Raw genomic sequence first — 19,610 nt, forward strand, 5'->3', positions numbered from 1 at the left:
ACCTCCTACAACTAATTTTACTTGGGTTCTTCTCCTCACAACTTACAGCACGATGTCACCGTTTCCGAAGCTTTACCTTCCAGCTTTTGTTGTCGGAGCAATTCATTCCAAGCTTCCAAGATTGCTTTATTCGGTCTTTGAGCCGTTTGAATTTGTTTGCCCAAGACGGTTAAAGCATCATACCAAATGCCATATCTTGCATAGACTTTTGCTTGGTCTAATGGAGTTTTAGCCGTTGCTAATTCTTGTTGCAAAGCTGGAGGCGTGGCAACTTTTTGAACTCGTCCTTTTTTCACTAAAGGTCGATCGATAATATCGTCGCTCGGATTGTTCGGGTCGCGAGTTCCACTCTCACAGTAGATTGCAAAATCCCATTGATAAGTCGAAACTGCTAACGGAGCAACAGTTTCGGGAATCGAAAAGCTTACAACGCCTGGATCTGTTTTGGGTAGGCGCATTGTAGTTCTGTAAATCACTTTATTCGTAGCATTCCGTAGTTTCCATTCAACAAGCGTGCCTGCTTTGACTCCGGTTGGAATATTAAACCAAATGGTGGGTCGATCGCTGACCGTTAAGCCCCACTGATCATTCGGAGATGGCGATGGCACTAAAGCTTTTAATCCCGCAAATTCTTTATCACATCCGCGAGCACCTGCACCTGTGCCACGATCGGACGGAGTACTGGTACTCGGAGAAGGCGGTGGAGTAAATCGAATGCGTTGCTGAGCAGAAGTAAATTGAGAGATCGAGACAACGCTGAGCAATGAGACGCTTAAGGCAATTTGAGACGGTTTGAACTTCATAATTGATCCTTCTTAAATTCGGTTTAGAGTGAGTTCGGTTGAGATGAAGCAAGAAATCGGTAGGCAACTGTGCCGCCATTGAGCAAAAATCCTAGCAATGCTGGTACAAGCGGAATCCATCCGGCTTGAGTTAGCACAAACCAACATCCAGCAATCAGGAGGAAAATGCAGCCTGCACCTGCGATCGCGATCCATTTCAACTGACGAAACCGCCAGATGAGTAAGCCTCCGAACACTGTCCAAGCTCCGATCCACATCACCTCGATCGCAGTTGACCAAACCCAGAGCAAAGGTCGTTTATCTAAAACAGCACTGATCATCTGGCTGACCATATGTGCCTGAACGATCACCCCTGGAAGTTGTTGCGAAAAGCCTCTGCCATAAGGCGTTGCAAAATAGTCTTTTGCGCTCGGAGCCGTTACGCCAATCAGCACAATGCGATCTTGAATAGCATTGAGATTCATTTCACCGTTGAGCAATTGGCGAACGGTTACTTGCTGCGCGACCTCGATCGGGGATTTTGTCGATCGATAGTTCAGTAAAATCTGACTGCCGCGTGCATCAAAGCGCTGATAGCCACTCGTCGGCTCAGTTAAAGCCGGAAACACAGTACTGCCAAACTTCAAATGCTGATCAGAAGTAAACTCTGGCGCGATCGGAGACGGTTGAGTACTGAGATAGCGAAAGGCAAGCTGAACGCTAAGCGAATAAGCCGTCGCACAAGTGCCAATCTCATCGGCACTTGCAAAGAGGAGATGCCGCCGCAAGACACCATCGCGATCTTGCACAACGTCACTAAACCCAACGGCATCAGCACTGATTTCAGCAGGCGGTGCAATGCCTGTCGGATCATTGGAGTCAGGATCGCGACGTTTGCAGATGGCGACGAGTTGAGCATTTTGTGCCATCTGTGCCATGCGCTTTTTTAAGCTCGGACGTTGCGTGGGAAAGTCGCGATAGAGATCAAGCCCTACTACACGCGCTTGATGACGTTCTAACGTTTCTAAAACGCGATCGAGCGTTTCATCAGAGATCGATCCGCCATTCTGAGGCTGTCGCTGAATGTCTTCTTCTTCAATTTTGACAATCAAGACTCGCGGGTCAGGTGGTTCAACTGGGCGATGTTGCATCAACACATCAAACGCTTGAAGTTCGATCGACTGCATTGCTCCAAACCAGCGAATTCCTGAGACTAATCCAGTAATCGCAAGGGTACTGAGTGCGATCGTTTGTAGCTGCGATCGCGACATTGGGGGTAAGAACTGCCGTTTTTGACCACACCAATCCTGCCAAGTTGGAGGAACTTCAGAGGGATTCTGACAAATCACAGGTAGCCAAGTCGCACAGGGAAAATCAGATTCTAATCCCTGTAATTTCTCTCTCGCTTCTCGCACCGATTGATAGAGAGACTGTCCACTCGAAAATGAACTGAGAAAAGATTTGAGGAATTCTTGAGCAATGTGATCCGGTACAGGTTCGCGCATGACAATCACTTGCGGAAGTTGTAAATCAGCTAAGTCCTGAGCTAGCCCCAACCCATCACAAGAGTTAAAAATCGCAAGCTTCAGACCTTGAGCGATCGCATGACGCAAACTGTACTTTAATTGCTCGATCGTTAATGTTTCGGTTCGATTAATTTGAATGTAGCCTTTCACATCTGTCGAACTATGTCCCGCAAAAAATAAAACATCCCAAGCAGATTGCCAGAGCGTCTCTTGTAAAGCTTGAGGGGTTGGTTCAACTAAACAATGAACTTCTGCATTCGGAAGCTTTTGCAGCAAAGCGCGATCGCGTTCGACATCAATGCCTTGAGAATTGCCGAGAATGCTGAGAATTCGCACTTTCTTGCGGCGACTTGGATTCGGAAGCTGTAGCGATCGCGCAAATTCCGGCAAGCTCAATGCGACCTCTGCATAGGGATAGTCCGATAGAAAATCCCACAAGCACCAAGGTAATTGAAGAATTTGTCGATCGTGCGCCACAACCATCAGCCGAATTGAATCTTTCGGAGAAAGGCGGGTGCGAAGTTGTCGATCGATCGCCCGAAAGGAACTAGCACTAAGCCAGAGATTAAATTGACTTTGAACTTCGTGCGTCAGTTGATGAAATTCAGCCGCAGAGATATGAGTCGGTTCATCGTCATCGAGTTCAAATTCTGAGCGACGTAACCCAAGGTGAGCATAGAGGGCTGTATAAATTGACCGCCAGCGAGTTAAGCGATCGACTAAAGTTGGAGTCGCAGGCAGACTGCCCGTAAACTGCATCGGGGTTGATCGTCCAGACTCCCACAGTTGAGCAATAACTGTGGGAAATCCATCTTTCCAGTTGCCTTGCCCTAGATTGAGAACAATCAGATGATCCATTGTTCGCACCTATGCAATAAAGTCTTCAGTGACTTGAATTCGATCGAATGAAATCTGTAAGCTGAATTCAGTTCCCGCCGAGCATCGGAAACGACGGAGTTGAATCAGATTATCTTGGTCGCGGGCTTCCACCGATTGCACAACCTCGCCTGCACTCGAAAGCATCGTTAGCATTACTCCACTCGGTAGGATTTCATCGCGTTCTGCACCTCGCAGTTGCACCCGCACCGATAAGCGATCGTCCTCTTCTTGCTCGATCACCACTGACAACCAGAAGGTATGTTCTCTGAGTTCTAAAATTTTGACACATTGAACCGTGGGACGAGTTGCATCAGCCGTTTGACGAAAGCGATAAGCTAGAGCAGGTTCATCACCCAGTAAGCTGTCTAGGGTTTGCCAGCCTTCTGCGATCGTGTTTTGCAACCATTGGCGCAGCGATACACTTCTCACGCCTTGTCGCAATTGCCCTAATCTTTGTTGCCATTCAGATTGTTCGAGTAATGCTCCCCAGAGTTGGAAGGGAATTTCTAAGCGAGGTTGGAGAATTTCGGGATTTGCTAATCGTTGCACAAGATTCTCGGCTTGAATCGCAGGAACAGGGGCAAGTGCCGCAATCTCAGCACGAGTAACTGCTTGCGGATACAGTTCTCGCGTCAATGCAAAGACAGCAAAATCTTGAGACATTTGTTCTGCATCTAAGCTGTACATGCGATCGCTTGCATCATATTCACCCAAAGCTTTCAACTGAGCATGAGTCGTATATCCCCAAATTAAAATCGTCGCCTCATCGGGATCGACCTGAGCCGCAAAGTAGTAATCCCCCACCCAACTTGGAATATCCACCCATTCTTGCGGCACTCGAAATTCGCGCGTATCCATTGTTTTATCTGGAATCACAATGATTCGGTGCGCGTCGAGCCGAAACGATGTTCCATTGACTAATTGCCAGAGATTCTGCAACGCAGTTCGATCTAGAGTTTCACGAGCGTCTTGAAGCCAATCTGAAACGGTTTGAGAACAGACCTGATTGAGGTATGTGTTCCAGCGAGCCGGAGCAGTGCGAGATCGATTTTGCCAGGCAGCAGCATTGATCGATGGCGGAATTTCTAGAACAGGTTGAGCTAGAGCGTTTAAGTAAGTCATAGGAAGATCGTTTGGGTGTGCGACATAGCGGTATTCACGTTGCAAGATCTGAACTTATGCAACCTACCAAGGATTTCCAATCAGCGTAAAGGCTGCCCAATGATACGGATGCGCTAAATTCTGATCCGCCAAGGCTCTGATTTCTTCCGGCAATCGACGATCGCGAATTTGTGCCCGAAGGCGATCGGAGTTTTGAATCATCTCAATCTGGGCTTCTCGTAAGGCATCTGCTTTGACAGGAGCCGATTTCAAGGCTCGATAAAACTCTTTCATCAACATTAATGTACTGGCATCACTGACTGACCACAAAGACGCGATCGCCGCTTTACTGCCTGCCTTCACTGCCAATCCTGCAAATCCCATTTCTGCTCTCGTATCTCCCAGTGCAGTCCGACAAGCGCTGAGGACTAACAACTGTACAGGCGGATTTTGCAAGCCCAATTCTTGAAGCTGACTCAACTTCAACTGTTGATCCCAGAATTGAATATAAGACCGATTCACATCGCCAGACGAGAACTCAGCATGAGTTGCTAAATGCACAATGCCATAGGGAGTTTTTTGTCGATGTGCTCTGAGGTTTTTTAGCGTAAATTCTTGATTCAACAGAGATGTGCCTTGCCAGGGAGTTTGGGTGATCGATGCAATTTCGATCGGTACACCGGGCAGGGGCGGTTTATTGCTAAACGTAGAGGCTCCCATCGCGAGAATTTCAGTGTTGGGAGAGGTACGCGATTGTCGATCGAGTAAATTAAACGCCGGAATAATCGCTAAGTTATACTTCTCAATCAAAAATTTCTGTCCATCATGTAATGCTGCAAGGGGTAAGCTCCTTAGCCCACTGCCCAAGCAGAAGATAATCTGATTGATCCCCTCGGCTCGAAGTTGCGCTTCTAAGGGTGCGACGATCCAGCGATAAAGTTGCTGTCCGGGGACTAAGTAATCGTCCGGGTCAGAATCGTCTCGCACAACTCCCATGCGAAAAGATTGCAGCGTTTGAGTGAGAACAGATCGATTTGCGGCGGGAATGCGGCGATGAATCGGTTTACCGTTGGCAGTGACCAGCATCAAATCTAAATGGTTCACGCTTGGAATTGCATAGAATAGAGCCGATTTCCGTCTCGTGCGTTGATTGATCTGGTTCAGCGATCGTGCAATTTCCGCAGCAGGCACAATTTGGGTTTTGAATTTTCCTTGAAAATAGTCTTCGTATTGGCTTTTCCAGCGGATTTCGATTTGTCGAATGGCTTCAGGCACATCTGAACGATCGAGCGCTTCAGTCACGCGATCGGGTTCTGGTTTGAGGACAGAACTCGGACTTTGAGCAAGAACATCCTCCTGTGCCGAGATCGTGACATTGGAGTGGGAACATCCGACTGTAATCAGCAAGGCAACCAGAACAATGGGTAGGAACCATTGAGGATATTTCATAGCGTTCTCACCAAGGGATTTGAATAAAGCAAATGAATCACAAGCTGAGAATTAGGGCGTTTCAGTCTTTTTAACATCAAAGCTCAGGGGATGGAAAAAGATTAAGAAATAGATCAGACTGCATCGAGCGATCGTGTTCATTTACACGAATGAAGATGAGCGGTTATGCAACGCCCTAAAAAAGTCGCCTCGCATTCAAAATCAGGCTGGAATATTGGGTGGCTCCGAAAAGCTTTGTCTCAACGACCTTGCCATTGCGCCACAATTCAATCTAGACTTTTTCTCAACAACTTAAGTTCTAAACAAGCAAATTTAAACCAGACTTTGCGCTCTCAAAGCCTTAGAAAGTCTGGTTTTTCTTATTTGCTTGATTTTTTTAATATTTTTTAACAGTCCTTAGATGCAAATTTATTTCAATAAAAATGGTAAGCTTGTTTTTGAAGCTTATTGAGACTTTTAATCAATAAGGCTGGCTAAGTAACTCACAGAATGAAGGATCAACGATGGCAAAGGTCGGCTTATTTTACGGCACGCAAACTGGCAACACAGAGACAATTGCAGAATCAATTCAAGCTCAACTGGGAGGAGACTCGATCGTTGAGTTGAACGATATTGCCAATGCAAGTTCTGAAGATTTTGAACCGTATGAATACCTCATCATCGGCTGTCCCACCTGGAACATTGGAGAGCTTCAAGCCGATTGGGAAGGCTTTTACGATGAGCTAGACAATATCAATTTCAATGGCAAAAAGGTTGCCTACTTTGGCTGTGGCGATCAGATTGGCTATGCGGATAACTTCCAAGATGCGATGGGGATCTTGGAAGAAAAAATTTCTGGACTCGGAGGACAAACGGTGGGGATGACTTCCACCGCAGGCTACGAGCATCAAGAATCGAAGGCAGTTCGCGGAGATAAATTTTGCGGACTTGCCATTGATGAAGATAACCAATCCGATCTGACAGACGAACGGATCAAAGCTTGGGCGACTCAACTCAAATCTGCATTTGGCATCTAAGTTGTATTGCCTGATTTTGCAACAGTCTAGGAGTGACAAAGATGGACAAATTATTAATCCTGATTCTGAGTTTGTGGTTAGAGCAGTTCACTTGACCTAAGGCTTAGCAAGCCGCTCACGCTGATGCTCATCTGCCTCGAATTCTACTCCGGAGCGGATGAGCATGAGCGCGAGTTGATTGGTCGAAGCTCAGGTCAATTTAGAATTCAATTTGTTAAGGAGATGGCGATGGATCAGGTGGTAGATGCGGTTTGGGTTAGTGCAAGTGCTGGAGTGAAAGCTTTAGATCGTCCTTTGATACAGTATCTTTCTCGACAAGCAACGATCGCATTATGGCAGTACGAACAAGATCTAGACGAAGCAAGTTCTTTAGCGAGTGCCGTTGAACTTCTCCATCAGTATTTAGAGACTCAGCACCATTCTGTTCATCTACTTGGACATGGAACCAGTGGCATTGTCGCACTGTTATATGCTCGTCTCTATCCTGAAAAAGTGAAGTCACTGACGCTTTTCAGCGTAGCTGCTCAACCTGCAATTACTTGGCATACACATTATTACGTTCAACGGAAGCTTTTACCCTGTAGCCGTCAGCAGGTTTTGGGACAAATGGTACGAAACTTATTCGGCACACATCTGCCCTTCCAGACTCAAGCGTTTGTGGCATTACTCGATCGAGATTTAGAAACATCGCCGAGTCTCCATTCGCTATACGGATTGGTGCAATTGCCAAAAGGCGGAGTCGAAATCCCATTATTAGTCTGTGCTGCCAATGATGATTCGGTCATCGATCGGCGATCTCATGCTCAATGGAGCCGGATGCTGAAATTAGGCGATCGCTTATGGCGATGCCCAGAGGGCAGGCATTTCTTTCACTTTTTTCATCCAGAGCCAGTTGGAAATGAAGTGGTGCAGTTTTGGCAATCTCTTTCTCGAATGCCTGAGCTAGAGTTGACAGCTTGAGGAGCAATCAAAATGACGACACAATTTAGACAGATTATTCTCATGGTTGAGAATGTTAGTGCTTCTGTAGAGTTTTACCGGGAAGGATTGGGGCTAAAAGTCAATGTAGTCACAGAAACTTGGGCAGAGCTAGAAGCAGACGGAACAGAGATTGCGCTACATGCTACAACTCGTTCATATCAAACTGAAAGTTCACCGATTTTGAGTTTTCATGTGGCAGATGTGTATACCACGGTCGAAGATCTCGAAGCGATGGGCGGAAGATTAGAAGGGATTGTTCGCCAACTATCTTTCGGTAAAGTTGCTTTGGTGAGAACTCCTGACGGACATTTGCTCAATCTATTACAGCCTGTCGATGATCATCAACTTCGTGAGCTTTTGAGCTATGAGTCCTGATCCGCGATCGCGATTGAACTCTTAATTCATGATCAAGCCATGGATCAGAGCAGGCAGATCCGGAATCAGGTTGATGGTAATTGTGTAAATGATTGAGCACACAAGCGATTTTGGGCTGCTCGATTCTTTACTCATTGTATTTTCAATATCATGAAATCTTGGTTATGGTGTGTTGCCTTCGTTGGCATGGCTTCTGTTGTTTCTCTAAGCGCGATCGCAAAAACTCCGGCTCCAACTTCTGCAAATTCAGCACGCGAGTTTATCGTTCGCGGAAATGAACCATTCTGGAATATTACGATCGGCAAAAAAGGCATTGTTTATACGACTCCTGATACAAAGCCGCGCACCTTCCCGTATGTCGCTCCAATCGGGGCACAGGGTCGCCCGATCGACAATGTTCGAGTCTACCGTTTACAAGGCAATAACATCTTAGTTCTTAAGAAAGTCGATTCCTGTAGCGATACGATGTCAGATAAGAACTATCCCTACGCTGCAACTTTGATGATGGGAAATACAGTCCGCGAGGGTTGTGCAGAACCGAAATAAGGAAATGGGGAGAAATAGCGCTTGTCCCTACTCCCCACTCCCCACTAAACCCACTCCGCGATCGTATCTGTCGATTCCACAATCTTCATTCCAGCCGCTGCGAATCGTTCATACGCCTGATCTGCTTGCTCAGTGTAATCGACAACGCCCGGTACAACGACTGCGGAAGTGCAATCTTCGAGCAGATACACTTTCTGAGCTAGGTTAGGATCATAGACTTGAATTTCCGTGAGCAAATCATCGATCGTCCAAGCGACACAATGACTTTTTGCCTGACCTGCAATAATCACCGCATCGAACTTCAACAATTTCTCAATCAATCGGCTGTTTTTCTGTGCAAGCAATTCACCACCCGTGGTTGTCAACACTTCAGGACGCAGAACAGAATAGTTTTCAGTTAAAGGGTGATTGCCTTTGATTTCAAAACTGGTCTGACTACTGCGAGCAATGCAATGAAAGAACATTGCTTCTTCAACGGCTGACACTAACGCATGTCCAATTCCACCTAGCATTGAGTGATAGGGCCATACCGTTAGAGGATATTTCCCTGCGTCGGTGAGTTGCTTCGTATAATGTAAAGCGTGCTGATTCAGCCTGTCATAGCTTGCTTGCAAACTTGCTGCAACCGAGGGATTGACCCGCCAGACTCCATTTTGCACATCCTCGAATTGAATTAAGGTTGCCGCTGGAATCGGATGCTCTCCTGCTTCATTCACCCAGAAAATCGGATGAAAGATTTGCATTGCCGTGTGAGTATCCATCGTGGGAGCAATCTCGGTGATTGTTCCTAAATTGCGATAGATAAACTCACACAGCCGCACATTGTCTTCGATCGCACCCTGACCCGATCGACCCCCCACAAACAACTCAAAATCGGGAAGACAGAAGGTATTTTGTACATCGATCGCTAATAGACAAATGCGTTTGCGATCGTCAGCAGCGGGTTTGATCTGATGCTGTTTTGCCCAGGCTTCTGCATCTGTGGCGCGTTGCTGATAAGGAACACGCCACACCGAATTCACAGAAGTACGATCGAAGAATGAAGGAATGGGATACATAGGCTGACTCGATTTTTATCGATCGTAGATGAATTCTCTTAAATTGATTCACTCGGATTTTGTTCTGCACCACAGTTGCGACAGTAGGGAAGATGCTGATAAGTCGGTTGGTGACAATTGTGGCACTCGTGATGTTGGTGATAGCCACAGTGAGGACAGTAATCTTCTCCGCCTTTGAGAACTCTGGTGCAGTTAAGACAGCGAGATTGTTGAACTAAAATCGAAGGCTGAGGTTTCGATTTTTTCACAATGGTCTGGAACAGTTTGATCAGTGCGAAACCTGCGATCGGGATAATCAAAATGTAGGCATAACTGACCAGAAAGACTAATCCTCCAAAAATTGTACTGATCAGATCAAACAGAACTTTGAACAGGACACCGACTTGGAGAAATTCAAAGACTTTCAGAATCAACGGAATGAAGAAAATGATCAGCAAGTGCCAGCTAATCAGTGCAACTAATCCGTAGCGTTTGCGCTCGGCAAATCGATTGACGATCGCGGCTCCAATCAAGAGCGGGACGAGAAAGAGCGCTTGTAAGGTCAGTTGAATGCTGGGATACCAGAATGAAGCATGTTTATAGCTTCTTTCAACTTCACTAAAGGTGTTGCCGTCATTCAGAAGTTTGAGAAATGCAGTGCTTTCTGGTTTTGCTAACAAATCAGCTTTAAGTTTCTCGATTTCTTGTCTCAGTTGAGCAATTTGCTGATTATTATTATCGAGTTGTTGTTTTGCTTTTTCTGCGCCAACATTGTTGATTGATTGCTCTCGATTCTGACCTGCAATCTTTTCGAGTAGAGTTGAATCATATTGAGCGCGAATATTTCGATTGCTATTTTCAAGTTTCGCGATCGCGTCTTGTTTTTGAGCAATCGATTTCACGAGCTTTTCGTTGTCTGGCGTATTGACTTTATCGGCAGCGGTGGCAAACCCTTGACAGGTCGGCGATACATCGCCCAATTGTCCTCTTGAATTCTGTCGATAACTGTCTTGTAAGGTCTGATTTGCTGAGTTTGGCGGGAAGCTCGAAATTGGAGGGTAGAAATCTTTATCTGCGGCAGCACGGACGATATTGAAATCTTTATTTTTGTCTTTGGACTCTCGATAGTTTTGCCATTCGGTGTAGCAAGGATTGGCTTGAGTGGGGCTGAGAACCCAATTGCTAATATCATTGAGTCCTGTAAAGACATTTACAAGGATGAAGATGTCGATCAAGATCAGCACGATCAGGCTTGCCGGGTTTAAGGGCTGTTTATTGACCGTTCTGGTTCTAGTAAAAAATTGCCGAATGATTCGCCGAAGTCTTGAAAGCATAGGTTTTTTCTCACCGCCTGAATCGGGGAAGCTTCAGGGCGCGTCTGTATCGATCGTATCCCCGTGATTATTCTTCTATTAAGCCGTGATCTTAGTGGTTTGAAGCATCTAATTTGTGACAGGTCTTCAACCTGCCTAAGCAACTCAAATTTGAAGAGAAATTTGAAGAGATTGTCTTGCTGTATTTTGCCCGTCAAACTCTCCTCAGCATTTTTTCTCGCGATCGCTCATCTATTGCCTGAATGAGCTACCTCATAGATTAATTCATCTGAGTCTAATACTTTGTGAAAAGTGAACAAGAGGAAGCGCTGTATGCCTTTAAATGTTGAATTGTTAGAGTCCAGTTTTTCGCAGATTAAAGCACAGGAGCTTGAGTTTACGAATCACTTCTACACAAATTTATTTGCCGACTATCCAGAGGTCAAGCCGCTTTTTGCAAACACCCATATGGAAGACCAAGCCAAGAAGCTCTTTCAATCGCTTGTCCTAGTTGTAGAAAGTCTCCGTCATCCTGATCGCTTGGCTCACCCACTTCAGGGTTTAGGCACTCGCCATATCCAATACGGGGTGCTGCCCGAACATTATCCGATGGTGGGCAGAACGTTGTTGAAAGCACTCGCCCTTTGTCTAGGAGAGGCTTGGACTCCTAACGCTGAACAGGCATGGAGCGAAGCATATTCAGTTGTGACAGAACTGATGTTAAGTGGTGCAGCCTATTCCCCTGAAATTCTGTCTCCTGCCCTTCAGAAACGTTAGGAGCTTGGGGATGTGAGATACTGATGGATCTAGTTCGCTCAAATTAAGTGATGAGTTGCGATCGCAGAGACTATTCTCTGTGAAGTTAGAAGCCTAGACCATACTGAAGGTTAGTACAGATCGTTCACGAATAATGCTTCTGTAACCATTCTTCCAAAACTAGACCCATGCTCTTAATCACTTCTGGGTCAGTTGCAGGATTGATCGCTTGACTCCACCGAACTAATTTCAACAGTAATGCTTCCCGCGCTTTCGATAACTTTCGGGACACTGTGTACTGTTGCACCTCAAGCTGTTTCGCAATCTGCTGCTGAGTGAATTGTTGCTGGTAATAAAGCTGTAACAGTTGTTGGACAGACACATCGAATTCGGCGATCGCAGTTTCCAAGACTTGATTGAGCTGCGATCGCTGATCCTGCCTTTCCCGCTGTTCTTCTTGCTCAATCAACTCAGTTAATAGCGAATCTCTTGAATCTATAACCTCATCTTGTAATTCGCCATCGTCTTGTCCAGGTCTTGGCATATTTAAAGAGGAGACCGTCGGAAAAGACTGCGATCGCACCCGATTTGCACAATCGGTTAGCCAACGCTCCAAAGTGGCTGGACTCACCGCTTCGCCTGTTTCTTTTTTATATTGAGTGACGATCGCATTCCAAACTTCTGCACTGGGAGCCGCACTCTGTCTCATGCCTAGCGTTTTTGCAGGTAGATAACATAACTCAAAGCATTTCCAAGCCACGAGATATTGCTCGATCGTTGAAGCATCTAATCCTTGCAGCGCTTCAATTAAGCGTTTGCGGCTCAGCTTCAAGAGCAATCCCCAGTGATTGCACAGATCAATCTCTCGACGCTGGCGTAACCAATCTCGAACTACGTTGCCAAATGCTGAACTGGCATAAGTCTTCAGGCTGGCTCGTTCGTCGGGATCGCAGGCTTTGAGAATTTTAGGCACGGCAGCGATCGCAACTTGAAACAAATCGGCAAGCTGAAATTGCTGCGATGAAGTTTTAGGTTGAATCTTTTGCACACTCCAGTAGCACGCTTCTTGCAAATAAGCCGAAATATGCCCTGCTGAAATTTGCTGACGTGGAGAGGCTTCCTCTTTTCTCCAGCAGCGATGCCAATACATTACCCAAAAGCGATCGACTGTTTCTTCGGGCATTTGAGCCAAATGCTTCTGAATGCTGCGATGCAATCTCGAATCGGTGCTCCAACTTGTGATTTGATCGGATTCAAATCGCAAAAAGGTTGAGAATAGTTCGGGAATGCTTTGACGGACACGCATATCGCCAACATCCTAGATCATTGCCGTTCTCATCATGACCTGTTGCCCAATTCGAGTCAAATCTTGTTTGTTAACATAAGTTTATAGTTCTACCTCTTATGAATATGCTGCTTCATCCGAATCAACGCGAGAAATTAGATCCCACCGATGACAAATTGTTTTACGACCAGCCTCGATTTGTCACGCATGTCGATACGGGGTTTATTCAACAATTGACGGATCTGTATCGCGATCGCTTAAAGCCGAATTCGCGGATTTTCGACATGATGAGTAGCTGGGTGTCGCATTTGCCGGATGATGTGCAGTTTGAGCATATCGAAGGACATGGATTGAATGCCGCAGAACTCGCTCGCAATCCTCGGTTAAATCATTACTTTGTGCAGAATTTGAATTTAGATCCGAAGTTTCCTTTACCGGATCAATCCTTCGATGCGGTTTTGAATACGGTGTCTGTGCAGTATGTTCAATATCCCGAAGCCGTTTTTACTGAGATTCATCGAGTGCTCAAACCGGGTGGAATTGTCATCATTAGCTTCTCGAATCGGATGTTTTATCAAAAAGCGATTGCCGCTTGGCGAGACGGATCAGAACGCGATCGCGTTGAACTCGTCAAAAACTATTTCAAAGCTGTACCTGGATTTTCAGAACCGGAAGTGGTGATCAAACAATCCCAGATTCCGCCTGTGTTCCAAATGCTAGGGATGGGAGGTGGTGATCCGTTTTATGCAGTGATTGCGAGTCGGGTCGAATAAAATGGAGAAAAGTGAGGCTCGTTTCTATGACCACTGAAGAATTAGTCATTGAAAAAATCCGCAGACTCAACCCAGAACAGCAGCAACAAGTCTGGGAGTTTATCAACACGCTTCCCAAACCCAAAGAAGAGCCTGAAATCAGCCCACTGGGTAAGAGACTGCGTGAGCTTCGCGCTGAAATTGTTGCATCGGGTGAACCACTGCTTAGTCGAGAAGACCTTGAGCGAGAACTCGCAGAACGACGTGGAGGCATCAGCACTTGGGATGAATAAGACGAACCTTCCTAGATGCAGGAGTTCTGATTATTGCAGCACGAGGTAACACAGTGGATTCTGCTCTCGCGTTGAATATCTTGAGTGATACGAATCGGGAGTTTGTCTCTAGTCCTTTCATACAGCTAGAAGTTCTCCCGAAAGCGACCTATCACAAAAAACGGCAAGAGCTTGAATTCTATGAAGCCTATTTTGCAACAGTTGCGCATTGGACAGTTAATCTCGAAAAACTGCTTCAGGATGCGAGACAAATCGCTTCTACTTACGGTCTAGCCAGTATCGATGCTTTGCACATTGCAGCAGCACTTTCTTGCAATGTAGATGAGTTCATCACAACGGAGAAACCCACGAAACCCATGTATCGCGTGCCGAATCTGAATTTTGTTTCAATTTAAAGCATTGCGCTTCTGCTCAAATTTACAGAAGCGCAATGCTTTTAAGTACCGATCCATTAACCGCGATCGATTTCTTCCAAAAGCGCGATCGCGGTTTGGCACAACTCCCCATGCACCTGTCCGTTACTTGCTAAAATTCCGCCCCACTGGCTGACATCTTCGCGGTTGTACTGAATTGGAGATTGATCGAAGTAAGTGAACTGTCCGCCCGCTTCGGTCAAAATCAACTCTGGAGCCGCAAAATCCCAATCTTTTGCAGCCGATTTACCAGAAAGAGACAGATATACATCAGCGTTTTGCTCGACGATCGCTGCAATCTTACATCCGACACTGCCAATCTGTTTTTGCTGCGTGACTGGAAAGCGATCCATCAATTGATTAAATCTGGCATCTCGATGGCTGCGACTGGCAACAACAGTCAGATCATTGAATTCAGCTTTGTTGGATACTTGTAAGCGTTGTCGATCGCCATTCTGATTTTCTACCCAAGTTCCGCCTCTCAAGGTGGCTGAATAAAGTTTTCCAAAGCCTGGACACGCGACAACTGCAACCACCGGACGACCTCGATAAGTCAGTGCAATATGCATTGCATACTCACCCGTGCGATTGATAAAGTCCTTCGTTCCATCTAACGGATCAATAATCCAAACCCAATCTCGCCCAATTCGACTTTCGAGGGGTTCAGATTGATACGTCTCTTCGCTTAAATACGCGAACACCTGGGGATCAAAGACTGCTTGCAGCTTTTCTAAAATATATCGATTTGCCGCTAAATCCGCCGAAGTAACAGGACTGTCCCCTGACTTCTCAACTTCAAAGCTCTGAGCCTGGTTTGCGAGAATCTCTGCTGCGCCCCAGCCGACTGAGCGAACAATTGCACAAATGCCTTCAAAGTTTGGTTCCATTGGGTTGAATGCTAGAGGGGTGAAGAGGTGGGGAGTGGGGAGGTGGGGAGTGGCTATTTCCCCATCTCTCCCTGAAATGCAGCACTCCAATAGCGCCGACAACTCCAGAGCAATGCTGCTCCAACTGCTAGGTAGATTAATCCTCGGATCTCATAGCTCACACCTGCGATTCGTAAACCTAAGCCAAATAGCATCATTGTTGCAATTAAGGCGATCGTCTTGCCGCCAAAGAGTTGAAATACACTCTTGATTGGGTTCGGTTCCTGTAAGGTTTCGGCGCGTTCAATCACTCGGTTGGCTGTGCGATCGAGGACGAACTTTCCTTTGATTAGCCCGACTGACAAGGCAAGGGAGCCAAATCCTAAATGCTGAGCATCTAGAAAACCGAGATATGGCAAATGAAACCAGAACAATAGTCCCATTGCTAGCAATCCGGCTCCCACAAATGTCCAAATCGCACCAGCGATCGAGAGATGCTGTCTGTAGGATAAACCGACACGAGGTTGAGTACTTTCCATGTCCACAGAGTTGTCAACGAGCCTCAATATTATAAGAGTGCGCTGATCGCATCCATTGTCTTGTGCCAAAGAATTCACACGAATAAGATGCTACCCTCGCAGCTTCCGCCAAAGCGGTAACAAAGTCATGCTGCAAAATGAAATGGCAAAAGGCTCCGTGAAAAATGTCTCCGGCTCCTAATGTGTCCTTTACATTGACTTGGGGCACTTTGATTTGCGGATGATTGAACACCTCGATCGCATGTTCACCCTGAGTGATCGCAATGTTCTCAATTCCATAACTATATAAATAGTCAAAAACAGATTGTTCAGTCGGAGCCTGAAAGTTGGCAGAACAGATCGCATAGTCCACATATGGGAAAATTTGCTCAAATCCAGGTTTCCAACTTCCGGCATCGATCACCACCGGAATAGTTCCAGCCATTTTGGCAATCTCTGCCCCAACTGCCATCTGATGACCGTCAATTAATATAATGTCTACTTCATCTAAAATGCTGGACGGAATGCAATCTGGAGAAAGCTGCGTGCGAACTGCATTCAAAGAAATCACCGCTCGATCGCCTGTAGATTGACTGACCACGATCGAAGAAATGGATGGCGGCTCTTGTCGATCAGGATCTAAATCCATCACATTGATCGATTTCAAGTCTGCTTTAATCAGATGACAAATTGGATGACACCCGATCGCACTAAATAATGTAGAAGAATTGCCAAGATGCTGAAACGCGATCGCTGCATTTGTCGCTGGACCTCCGGCTGCAATCGTCGTCTCTTGTGCCACAATTTTCTGATTTGGTTGAGGTGGCGCATCTGCAAGATAAATTAGATCTAGCGTCACCAAACCCACAAACAACCCACGATTTGCCATAATTCTCACATGACTGCAACTCTATATATTGTGGGCACACCACTGGGCAACTTAGAAGACATGACCTTCCGAGCGATTAAAACGCTGCAATCAGTCGATTTAATCGCCGCAGAAGACACGCGCCACACTGGAAAACTCTTGCAACATTTCCAAGTCAAAACGCCACAAATTAGCTATCACGATCACAATCGCCATTCTCGAACAGCAGAACTCGTCGATCGACTCCAGCAAGGAACCTCGATCGCGCTCGTCACCGATGCTGGAATGCCCGGAATTTCCGATCCAGGTTACGAACTGGTCAAGGCCTGTGCCGAATCCGGCATTCCTATTGTTCCAATTCCGGGCGCAACGGCTGCGATGACGGCTTTGAGTGCATCGGGTCTCAAGAGCGATCGATTTGCGTTTGAGGGCTTTTTACCCACGAAAGAACAAGAGCGCAGAACTCATCTTGAAACCTTAATCACCGATGAGCGATCGCTGATTTTTTACGAAGCTCCTCACCGCATTCAGAAAACCCTGCAAGACATTGCCACTGTTTTAGGCGAGGATCGACAGATTGTTCTCGCGCGCGAACTGACAAAACTGCATGAAGAATTTTGGCGAGGAACCGTCAAAGCTGCGATCGCACATTACACCACGACTGAACCCAAGGGAGAATTTACACTGATTGTTTCTGGTGCAGAACCGAACAATGTGCCCCTGACGGAGGATGTTCTAAAAGCTGAATTACTTGCACTCATGCAGCAGGGAATTTCCCGCTCCCAAGCGAGCCGACAGTTAGCCCAACAAACAGACCTCCCCCGGCGACACCTCTATCAACTTGCTTTGCAGATTGAACTGACATGAAGGAATCTGACCTGGATGCTCTACTCGATACAGCCTTCCAGCAATGTGAGTCGCTGGGACATCCTTTAAGTGAGGAGCAAAAATGGATACTCCGCACTACCTTAAAGCAAGCCACGCGCATCAATCCGCTCGACCAATTAACCCCGCAACAGCGGCAAGCTTTCCTACAATTCGCCCAAGAGAATGCGGAGTGGAAAACAGTCATTTTGAACGATTGGCTCGAAAGTCGAGATTCAGGCACCGTTCAATTCATTCGAGATGAGTACGGGATTGAATGGTTAAACTCAATTACCGCCGATGATCTGGCTGCTTATCGAGATTCAGAAGCAGTGTTGAAAATCGGCGATCGCATTGAAGTTTCGAGCGCACTCTGGGAATGGGTACAAGAGAATGACAATGAATGGGTCTCGTGTACTGTAATCGGATTGAATGAGTCAGACAATGCTCAAGAGACAAGCTGTGTGGTTCGATTTGACAATGGGCAAGAATTTGAAATTCAAGGTCTGTATGACTGGAATCGATCGAACTGGCGCTAATCTATTTACGATTGCTGAGCGAAATCAAAACTAATCCCCCTAACACACAGCTCATGCCAATCCATTCTGTCAATTGGGGCTGTTCTCCAAGCTGCAAGGCTGCAAACAACACACCCAGAACAGGGGTTAACAACATGCCTAAGCCTGACATTCCTGCTGATAACTGGGTCAAGACATACAGCCACAACACCATCGGAATGGCTGTACCGGGCAGAATGTTATACAACAATGCACCGATAAAAGCAGGTGTCCATTGAATCGGTTGTTGTGGAAGCAAGAGCGCGATCGCGATCAATGGCAAAGCCCCAAACAAGGTTTGCCAAGCGGTCAACGCTAACAAGTTGACCTGCGCTTTAGCATTAATTTTTTTCGCAACAATCGAGCCAGCTGCCCAACTCAACCCTGCCAACACAGCTAAAATGCCACTGAACACCGAGCCTTGCATCTGAAATGGGTCAAGAATGATCAACAATCCTGAGAAAGCAATGGCGATCGCGATCCATTGTGTTCGGTTCACCCGCTCTCCTAGAAAATATCCAGCCAGCAAGACTGTCCAAAATGGCATGGTATAGACCAGAACCGAGGTCTTTCCGGCTCCGCCGCTCACCAATGCCCAAGATGCCAATCCATACACTCCAGCCGTTTGAAATACGCCCAACCAGAACGTCAATGAGAGTTCTTTGATCTGAAAAGGCTGACGTAGGATCACCATGCCGCCAAACAATGCCAGCCCACCGCAGAGAGTTCGTAATGCTGCGAAAGTGAAAGGCGACGAATATTGAACCGCAATCTTCATCTGCGTCCAGTTATAGCCCCAGAGAATTGCGATCGCGAGGAGTGCCAAAATTGCCAGCTTCGGAAATCGAGCTTGAGTCATGGTGATTGATCAGAATTTCGGATCAACATTAGTCCTAAAAATTAGCTCTGACAATCTATCGAGCGCGTTACAAAGCTTAAAATAGAAGAAAAAGGCTTGAACAATGTCGAATTCAGTCAGCAACTCCTCACAATCAACTTGGCAAATCAAGCTACTCTACGACAGTGAATGTCCGCTATGTATGCGAGAAGTGAATTTCTTGAGAAAGCGAGATGGCGATCGTGGCTTAGTCGAATTCGTAGATATTGCCGATGAGAACTATTCACCTGAAGCCAATGGTGGCATTGACTACGAAACGGCAATGGGTCGGATTCACGCAATTTTGCCAGACGGAACTGCAATCAAGAATGTTGAAGTCTTTCGCCGAGTGTATGAAGTGTTAGGCATGGGATGGGTTTATGCGATTACGCGCATTCCAGTGTTCGGATGGATTGCAGATCAACTTTACGCGATTTGGGCAGATTGGCGATTGAAGCTGACGGGTAGAGCGGATTTAGCAGCGATCGTCGCCGAACGGCAAAAGCGTTTGGATTGCTCGGTTTCAGGGCGCTGCCGAATTGAAGAGAATTAGAAC

The 19,610-nt window shown here is 46.4% G+C and carries 22 protein-coding genes; 11 read left to right on the forward strand and 11 right to left on the reverse strand.

Annotation, left to right across the window (positions count from 1 at the left end):
• Window positions 1-35: 35 nt before the first annotated feature.
• The 4 genes from ACMUEV_RS05420 to ACMUEV_RS05435 all read right to left on the reverse strand — a co-directional run bounded on the left by ACMUEV_RS05420 (window position 36) and on the right by ACMUEV_RS05435 (window position 5,737).
• Window positions 36-803, reverse strand: a complete 768-nt coding sequence (locus ACMUEV_RS05420; RefSeq protein ID WP_190650680.1) for a DUF928 domain-containing protein — start codon at window positions 801-803, stop codon at window positions 36-38.
• Between the two features lie 23 nt (window positions 804-826).
• Complete coding sequence (locus tag ACMUEV_RS05425) at window positions 827-3,166, reverse strand: CHASE2 domain-containing protein (protein WP_190650677.1); 2,340 nt, start codon at window positions 3,164-3,166, stop codon at window positions 827-829.
• Between the two features lie 9 nt (window positions 3,167-3,175).
• Entirely contained in the window at window positions 3,176-4,309 is a 1,134-nt protein-coding gene (locus ACMUEV_RS05430) for a DUF1822 family protein (protein ID WP_190650676.1), read from the reverse strand.
• Window positions 4,310-4,372: 63 nt separating this feature from the next.
• Window positions 4,373-5,737, reverse strand: coding sequence for a CHAT domain-containing protein (locus ACMUEV_RS05435; RefSeq protein ID WP_190650674.1), 1,365 nt, complete (start codon window positions 5,735-5,737; stop codon window positions 4,373-4,375).
• Window positions 5,738-6,240: 503 nt separating this feature from the next.
• Here ACMUEV_RS05435 and fldA point away from each other — a divergent pair.
• The 4 genes from fldA to ACMUEV_RS05455 all read left to right on the forward strand — a co-directional run bounded on the left by fldA (window position 6,241) and on the right by ACMUEV_RS05455 (window position 8,655).
• Window positions 6,241-6,753, forward strand: a complete 513-nt coding sequence (fldA, locus tag ACMUEV_RS05440; protein ID WP_190650671.1) for a flavodoxin FldA — start codon at window positions 6,241-6,243, stop codon at window positions 6,751-6,753.
• A gap of 228 nt (window positions 6,754-6,981) precedes the next feature.
• Window positions 6,982-7,713, forward strand: a complete 732-nt coding sequence (locus ACMUEV_RS05445) for an alpha/beta fold hydrolase (RefSeq protein WP_026148898.1) — start codon at window positions 6,982-6,984, stop codon at window positions 7,711-7,713.
• A gap of 12 nt (window positions 7,714-7,725) precedes the next feature.
• Window positions 7,726-8,109 (forward strand): VOC family protein, encoded by a 384-nt coding sequence (locus ACMUEV_RS05450; protein ID WP_017290274.1) that lies wholly within the window; start codon window positions 7,726-7,728, stop codon window positions 8,107-8,109.
• Between the two features lie 150 nt (window positions 8,110-8,259).
• Window positions 8,260-8,655, forward strand: coding sequence for a COG3650 family protein (locus tag ACMUEV_RS05455; RefSeq protein WP_017290273.1), 396 nt, complete (start codon window positions 8,260-8,262; stop codon window positions 8,653-8,655).
• 44 nt (window positions 8,656-8,699) lie between these two features.
• Here ACMUEV_RS05455 and ACMUEV_RS05460 read toward each other — a convergent pair whose 3' ends face one another.
• Window positions 8,700-9,713, reverse strand: coding sequence for an isochorismatase (locus ACMUEV_RS05460; protein ID WP_190650669.1), 1,014 nt, complete (start codon window positions 9,711-9,713; stop codon window positions 8,700-8,702).
• A gap of 38 nt (window positions 9,714-9,751) precedes the next feature.
• Window positions 9,752-11,026: a hypothetical protein gene (locus ACMUEV_RS05465; protein WP_190650667.1), complete on the reverse strand. Its 1,275-nt coding sequence runs from the start codon at window positions 11,024-11,026 to the stop codon at window positions 9,752-9,754.
• 312 nt (window positions 11,027-11,338) lie between these two features.
• Between ACMUEV_RS05465 and ACMUEV_RS05470 the strand changes: the two genes are divergently transcribed.
• A complete protein-coding gene (locus ACMUEV_RS05470; RefSeq protein ID WP_190650665.1) occupies window positions 11,339-11,782 on the forward strand; it encodes a globin family protein in 444 nt (147 codons plus the stop codon).
• A 124-nt stretch (window positions 11,783-11,906) separates the two neighbouring features.
• On the opposite strand, the gene ACMUEV_RS05475 is transcribed toward ACMUEV_RS05470, so the two are convergent.
• On the reverse strand, window positions 11,907-13,067 hold the full coding sequence (locus ACMUEV_RS05475; protein ID WP_190650663.1) for a sigma-70 family RNA polymerase sigma factor: 1,161 nt from the start codon (window positions 13,065-13,067) through the stop codon (window positions 11,907-11,909).
• Between the two features lie 98 nt (window positions 13,068-13,165).
• Here ACMUEV_RS05475 and ACMUEV_RS05480 point away from each other — a divergent pair, with 98 nt between their 5' ends.
• The 3 genes from ACMUEV_RS05480 to ACMUEV_RS05490 are packed head-to-tail and all read left to right on the forward strand — an operon-like array spanning window position 13,166 to window position 14,486.
• Window positions 13,166-13,819: a class I SAM-dependent methyltransferase gene (locus ACMUEV_RS05480; protein WP_415354739.1), complete on the forward strand. Its 654-nt coding sequence runs from the start codon at window positions 13,166-13,168 to the stop codon at window positions 13,817-13,819.
• Between the two features lie 26 nt (window positions 13,820-13,845).
• A complete protein-coding gene (locus ACMUEV_RS05485) occupies window positions 13,846-14,091 on the forward strand; it encodes a hypothetical protein (protein WP_190650662.1) in 246 nt (81 codons plus the stop codon).
• Window positions 14,088-14,486 carry a type II toxin-antitoxin system VapC family toxin gene (locus tag ACMUEV_RS05490; protein WP_190650754.1) on the forward strand — a complete coding sequence of 133 codons (399 nt, stop codon included), beginning with the start codon at window positions 14,088-14,090 and terminating at the stop codon, window positions 14,484-14,486. Before ACMUEV_RS05485 ends, ACMUEV_RS05490 begins: the two co-directional genes overlap by 4 nt.
• Window positions 14,487-14,542: 56 nt before the next feature.
• Here ACMUEV_RS05490 and ACMUEV_RS05495 read toward each other — a convergent pair whose 3' ends face one another.
• Genes ACMUEV_RS05495 through ACMUEV_RS05505 form a run of 3 tightly spaced genes read right to left on the reverse strand, consistent with a single transcriptional unit; the run spans window position 14,543 to window position 16,777 of the window.
• Window positions 14,543-15,391 (reverse strand): 3'(2'),5'-bisphosphate nucleotidase CysQ, encoded by an 849-nt coding sequence (locus tag ACMUEV_RS05495; protein WP_190650660.1) that lies wholly within the window; start codon window positions 15,389-15,391, stop codon window positions 14,543-14,545.
• A 53-nt stretch (window positions 15,392-15,444) separates the two neighbouring features.
• Window positions 15,445-15,909 carry a hypothetical protein gene (locus ACMUEV_RS05500; protein ID WP_190650658.1) on the reverse strand — a complete coding sequence of 155 codons (465 nt, stop codon included), beginning with the start codon at window positions 15,907-15,909 and terminating at the stop codon, window positions 15,445-15,447.
• 13 nt (window positions 15,910-15,922) lie between these two features.
• Entirely contained in the window at window positions 15,923-16,777 is an 855-nt protein-coding gene (locus ACMUEV_RS05505) for a PfkB family carbohydrate kinase (RefSeq protein WP_190650655.1), read from the reverse strand.
• Window positions 16,778-16,786: 9 nt separating this feature from the next.
• Here ACMUEV_RS05505 and rsmI point away from each other — a divergent pair, with 9 nt between their 5' ends.
• Both rsmI and ACMUEV_RS05515 read left to right on the forward strand, forming a co-directional pair.
• Window positions 16,787-17,623, forward strand: a complete 837-nt coding sequence (rsmI, locus tag ACMUEV_RS05510; RefSeq protein WP_190650653.1) for a 16S rRNA (cytidine(1402)-2'-O)-methyltransferase — start codon at window positions 16,787-16,789, stop codon at window positions 17,621-17,623.
• The gene (locus tag ACMUEV_RS05515) at window positions 17,620-18,159 is read left to right on the forward strand and encodes a hypothetical protein (protein ID WP_017290261.1); all 540 of its coding nucleotides are present in this window, start codon (window positions 17,620-17,622) and stop codon (window positions 18,157-18,159) included. Before rsmI ends, ACMUEV_RS05515 begins: the two co-directional genes overlap by 4 nt.
• A 1-nt stretch (window position 18,160) precedes the next feature.
• On the opposite strand, the gene ACMUEV_RS05520 is transcribed toward ACMUEV_RS05515, so the two are convergent.
• Window positions 18,161-19,036 (reverse strand): DMT family transporter, encoded by an 876-nt coding sequence (locus ACMUEV_RS05520; RefSeq protein ID WP_017290260.1) that lies wholly within the window; start codon window positions 19,034-19,036, stop codon window positions 18,161-18,163.
• Between the two features lie 103 nt (window positions 19,037-19,139).
• Between ACMUEV_RS05520 and ACMUEV_RS05525 the strand changes: the two genes are divergently transcribed.
• Window positions 19,140-19,607: a thiol-disulfide oxidoreductase DCC family protein gene (locus ACMUEV_RS05525; RefSeq protein WP_190650651.1), complete on the forward strand. Its 468-nt coding sequence runs from the start codon at window positions 19,140-19,142 to the stop codon at window positions 19,605-19,607.
• Window positions 19,608-19,610: the final 3 nt, after the last annotated feature.

Origin of the sequence: Leptolyngbya sp. FACHB-1624 (assembly GCF_047649235.1) — a bacterium.
Classification (GTDB): Bacteria; Cyanobacteriota; Cyanobacteriia; order Leptolyngbyales; family Leptolyngbyaceae; genus Leptolyngbya; species Leptolyngbya boryana.

What these genes read in the sequence shown, in the direction of transcription:
- ACMUEV_RS05460 (WP_190650669.1), bottom strand. Translation starts at nt 9,713, where the DNA reads ATGTATCCCATTCCTTCATTCTTCGATCGTACTTCTGTGAATTCGGTG.
- fldA (WP_190650671.1), top strand. Translation starts at nt 6,241, where the DNA reads ATGGCAAAGGTCGGCTTATTTTACGGCACGCAAACTGGCAACACAGAG.
- ACMUEV_RS05470 (WP_190650665.1), top strand. Translation starts at nt 11,339, where the DNA reads ATGCCTTTAAATGTTGAATTGTTAGAGTCCAGTTTTTCGCAGATTAAA.
- rsmI (WP_190650653.1), top strand. Translation starts at nt 16,787, where the DNA reads ATGACTGCAACTCTATATATTGTGGGCACACCACTGGGCAACTTAGAA.
- ACMUEV_RS05520 (WP_017290260.1), bottom strand. Translation starts at nt 19,036, where the DNA reads ATGACTCAAGCTCGATTTCCGAAGCTGGCAATTTTGGCACTCCTCGCG.
- ACMUEV_RS05495 (WP_190650660.1), bottom strand. Translation starts at nt 15,391, where the DNA reads ATGGAACCAAACTTTGAAGGCATTTGTGCAATTGTTCGCTCAGTCGGC.
- ACMUEV_RS05445 (WP_026148898.1), top strand. Translation starts at nt 6,982, where the DNA reads ATGGATCAGGTGGTAGATGCGGTTTGGGTTAGTGCAAGTGCTGGAGTG.
- ACMUEV_RS05465 (WP_190650667.1), bottom strand. Translation starts at nt 11,026, where the DNA reads ATGCTTTCAAGACTTCGGCGAATCATTCGGCAATTTTTTACTAGAACC.
- ACMUEV_RS05430 (WP_190650676.1), bottom strand. Translation starts at nt 4,309, where the DNA reads ATGACTTACTTAAACGCTCTAGCTCAACCTGTTCTAGAAATTCCGCCA.
- ACMUEV_RS05525 (WP_190650651.1), top strand. Translation starts at nt 19,140, where the DNA reads ATGTCGAATTCAGTCAGCAACTCCTCACAATCAACTTGGCAAATCAAG.
- ACMUEV_RS05455 (WP_017290273.1), top strand. Translation starts at nt 8,260, where the DNA reads ATGAAATCTTGGTTATGGTGTGTTGCCTTCGTTGGCATGGCTTCTGTT.
- ACMUEV_RS05515 (WP_017290261.1), top strand. Translation starts at nt 17,620, where the DNA reads ATGAAGGAATCTGACCTGGATGCTCTACTCGATACAGCCTTCCAGCAA.
- ACMUEV_RS05450 (WP_017290274.1), top strand. Translation starts at nt 7,726, where the DNA reads ATGACGACACAATTTAGACAGATTATTCTCATGGTTGAGAATGTTAGT.
- ACMUEV_RS05420 (WP_190650680.1), bottom strand. Translation starts at nt 803, where the DNA reads ATGAAGTTCAAACCGTCTCAAATTGCCTTAAGCGTCTCATTGCTCAGC.
- ACMUEV_RS05500 (WP_190650658.1), bottom strand. Translation starts at nt 15,909, where the DNA reads ATGGAAAGTACTCAACCTCGTGTCGGTTTATCCTACAGACAGCATCTC.
- ACMUEV_RS05480 (WP_415354739.1), top strand. Translation starts at nt 13,166, where the DNA reads ATGAATATGCTGCTTCATCCGAATCAACGCGAGAAATTAGATCCCACC.
- ACMUEV_RS05505 (WP_190650655.1), bottom strand. Translation starts at nt 16,777, where the DNA reads ATGGCAAATCGTGGGTTGTTTGTGGGTTTGGTGACGCTAGATCTAATT.
- ACMUEV_RS05435 (WP_190650674.1), bottom strand. Translation starts at nt 5,737, where the DNA reads ATGAAATATCCTCAATGGTTCCTACCCATTGTTCTGGTTGCCTTGCTG.
- ACMUEV_RS05485 (WP_190650662.1), top strand. Translation starts at nt 13,846, where the DNA reads ATGACCACTGAAGAATTAGTCATTGAAAAAATCCGCAGACTCAACCCA.
- ACMUEV_RS05425 (WP_190650677.1), bottom strand. Translation starts at nt 3,166, where the DNA reads ATGGATCATCTGATTGTTCTCAATCTAGGGCAAGGCAACTGGAAAGAT.
- ACMUEV_RS05475 (WP_190650663.1), bottom strand. Translation starts at nt 13,067, where the DNA reads ATGCGTGTCCGTCAAAGCATTCCCGAACTATTCTCAACCTTTTTGCGA.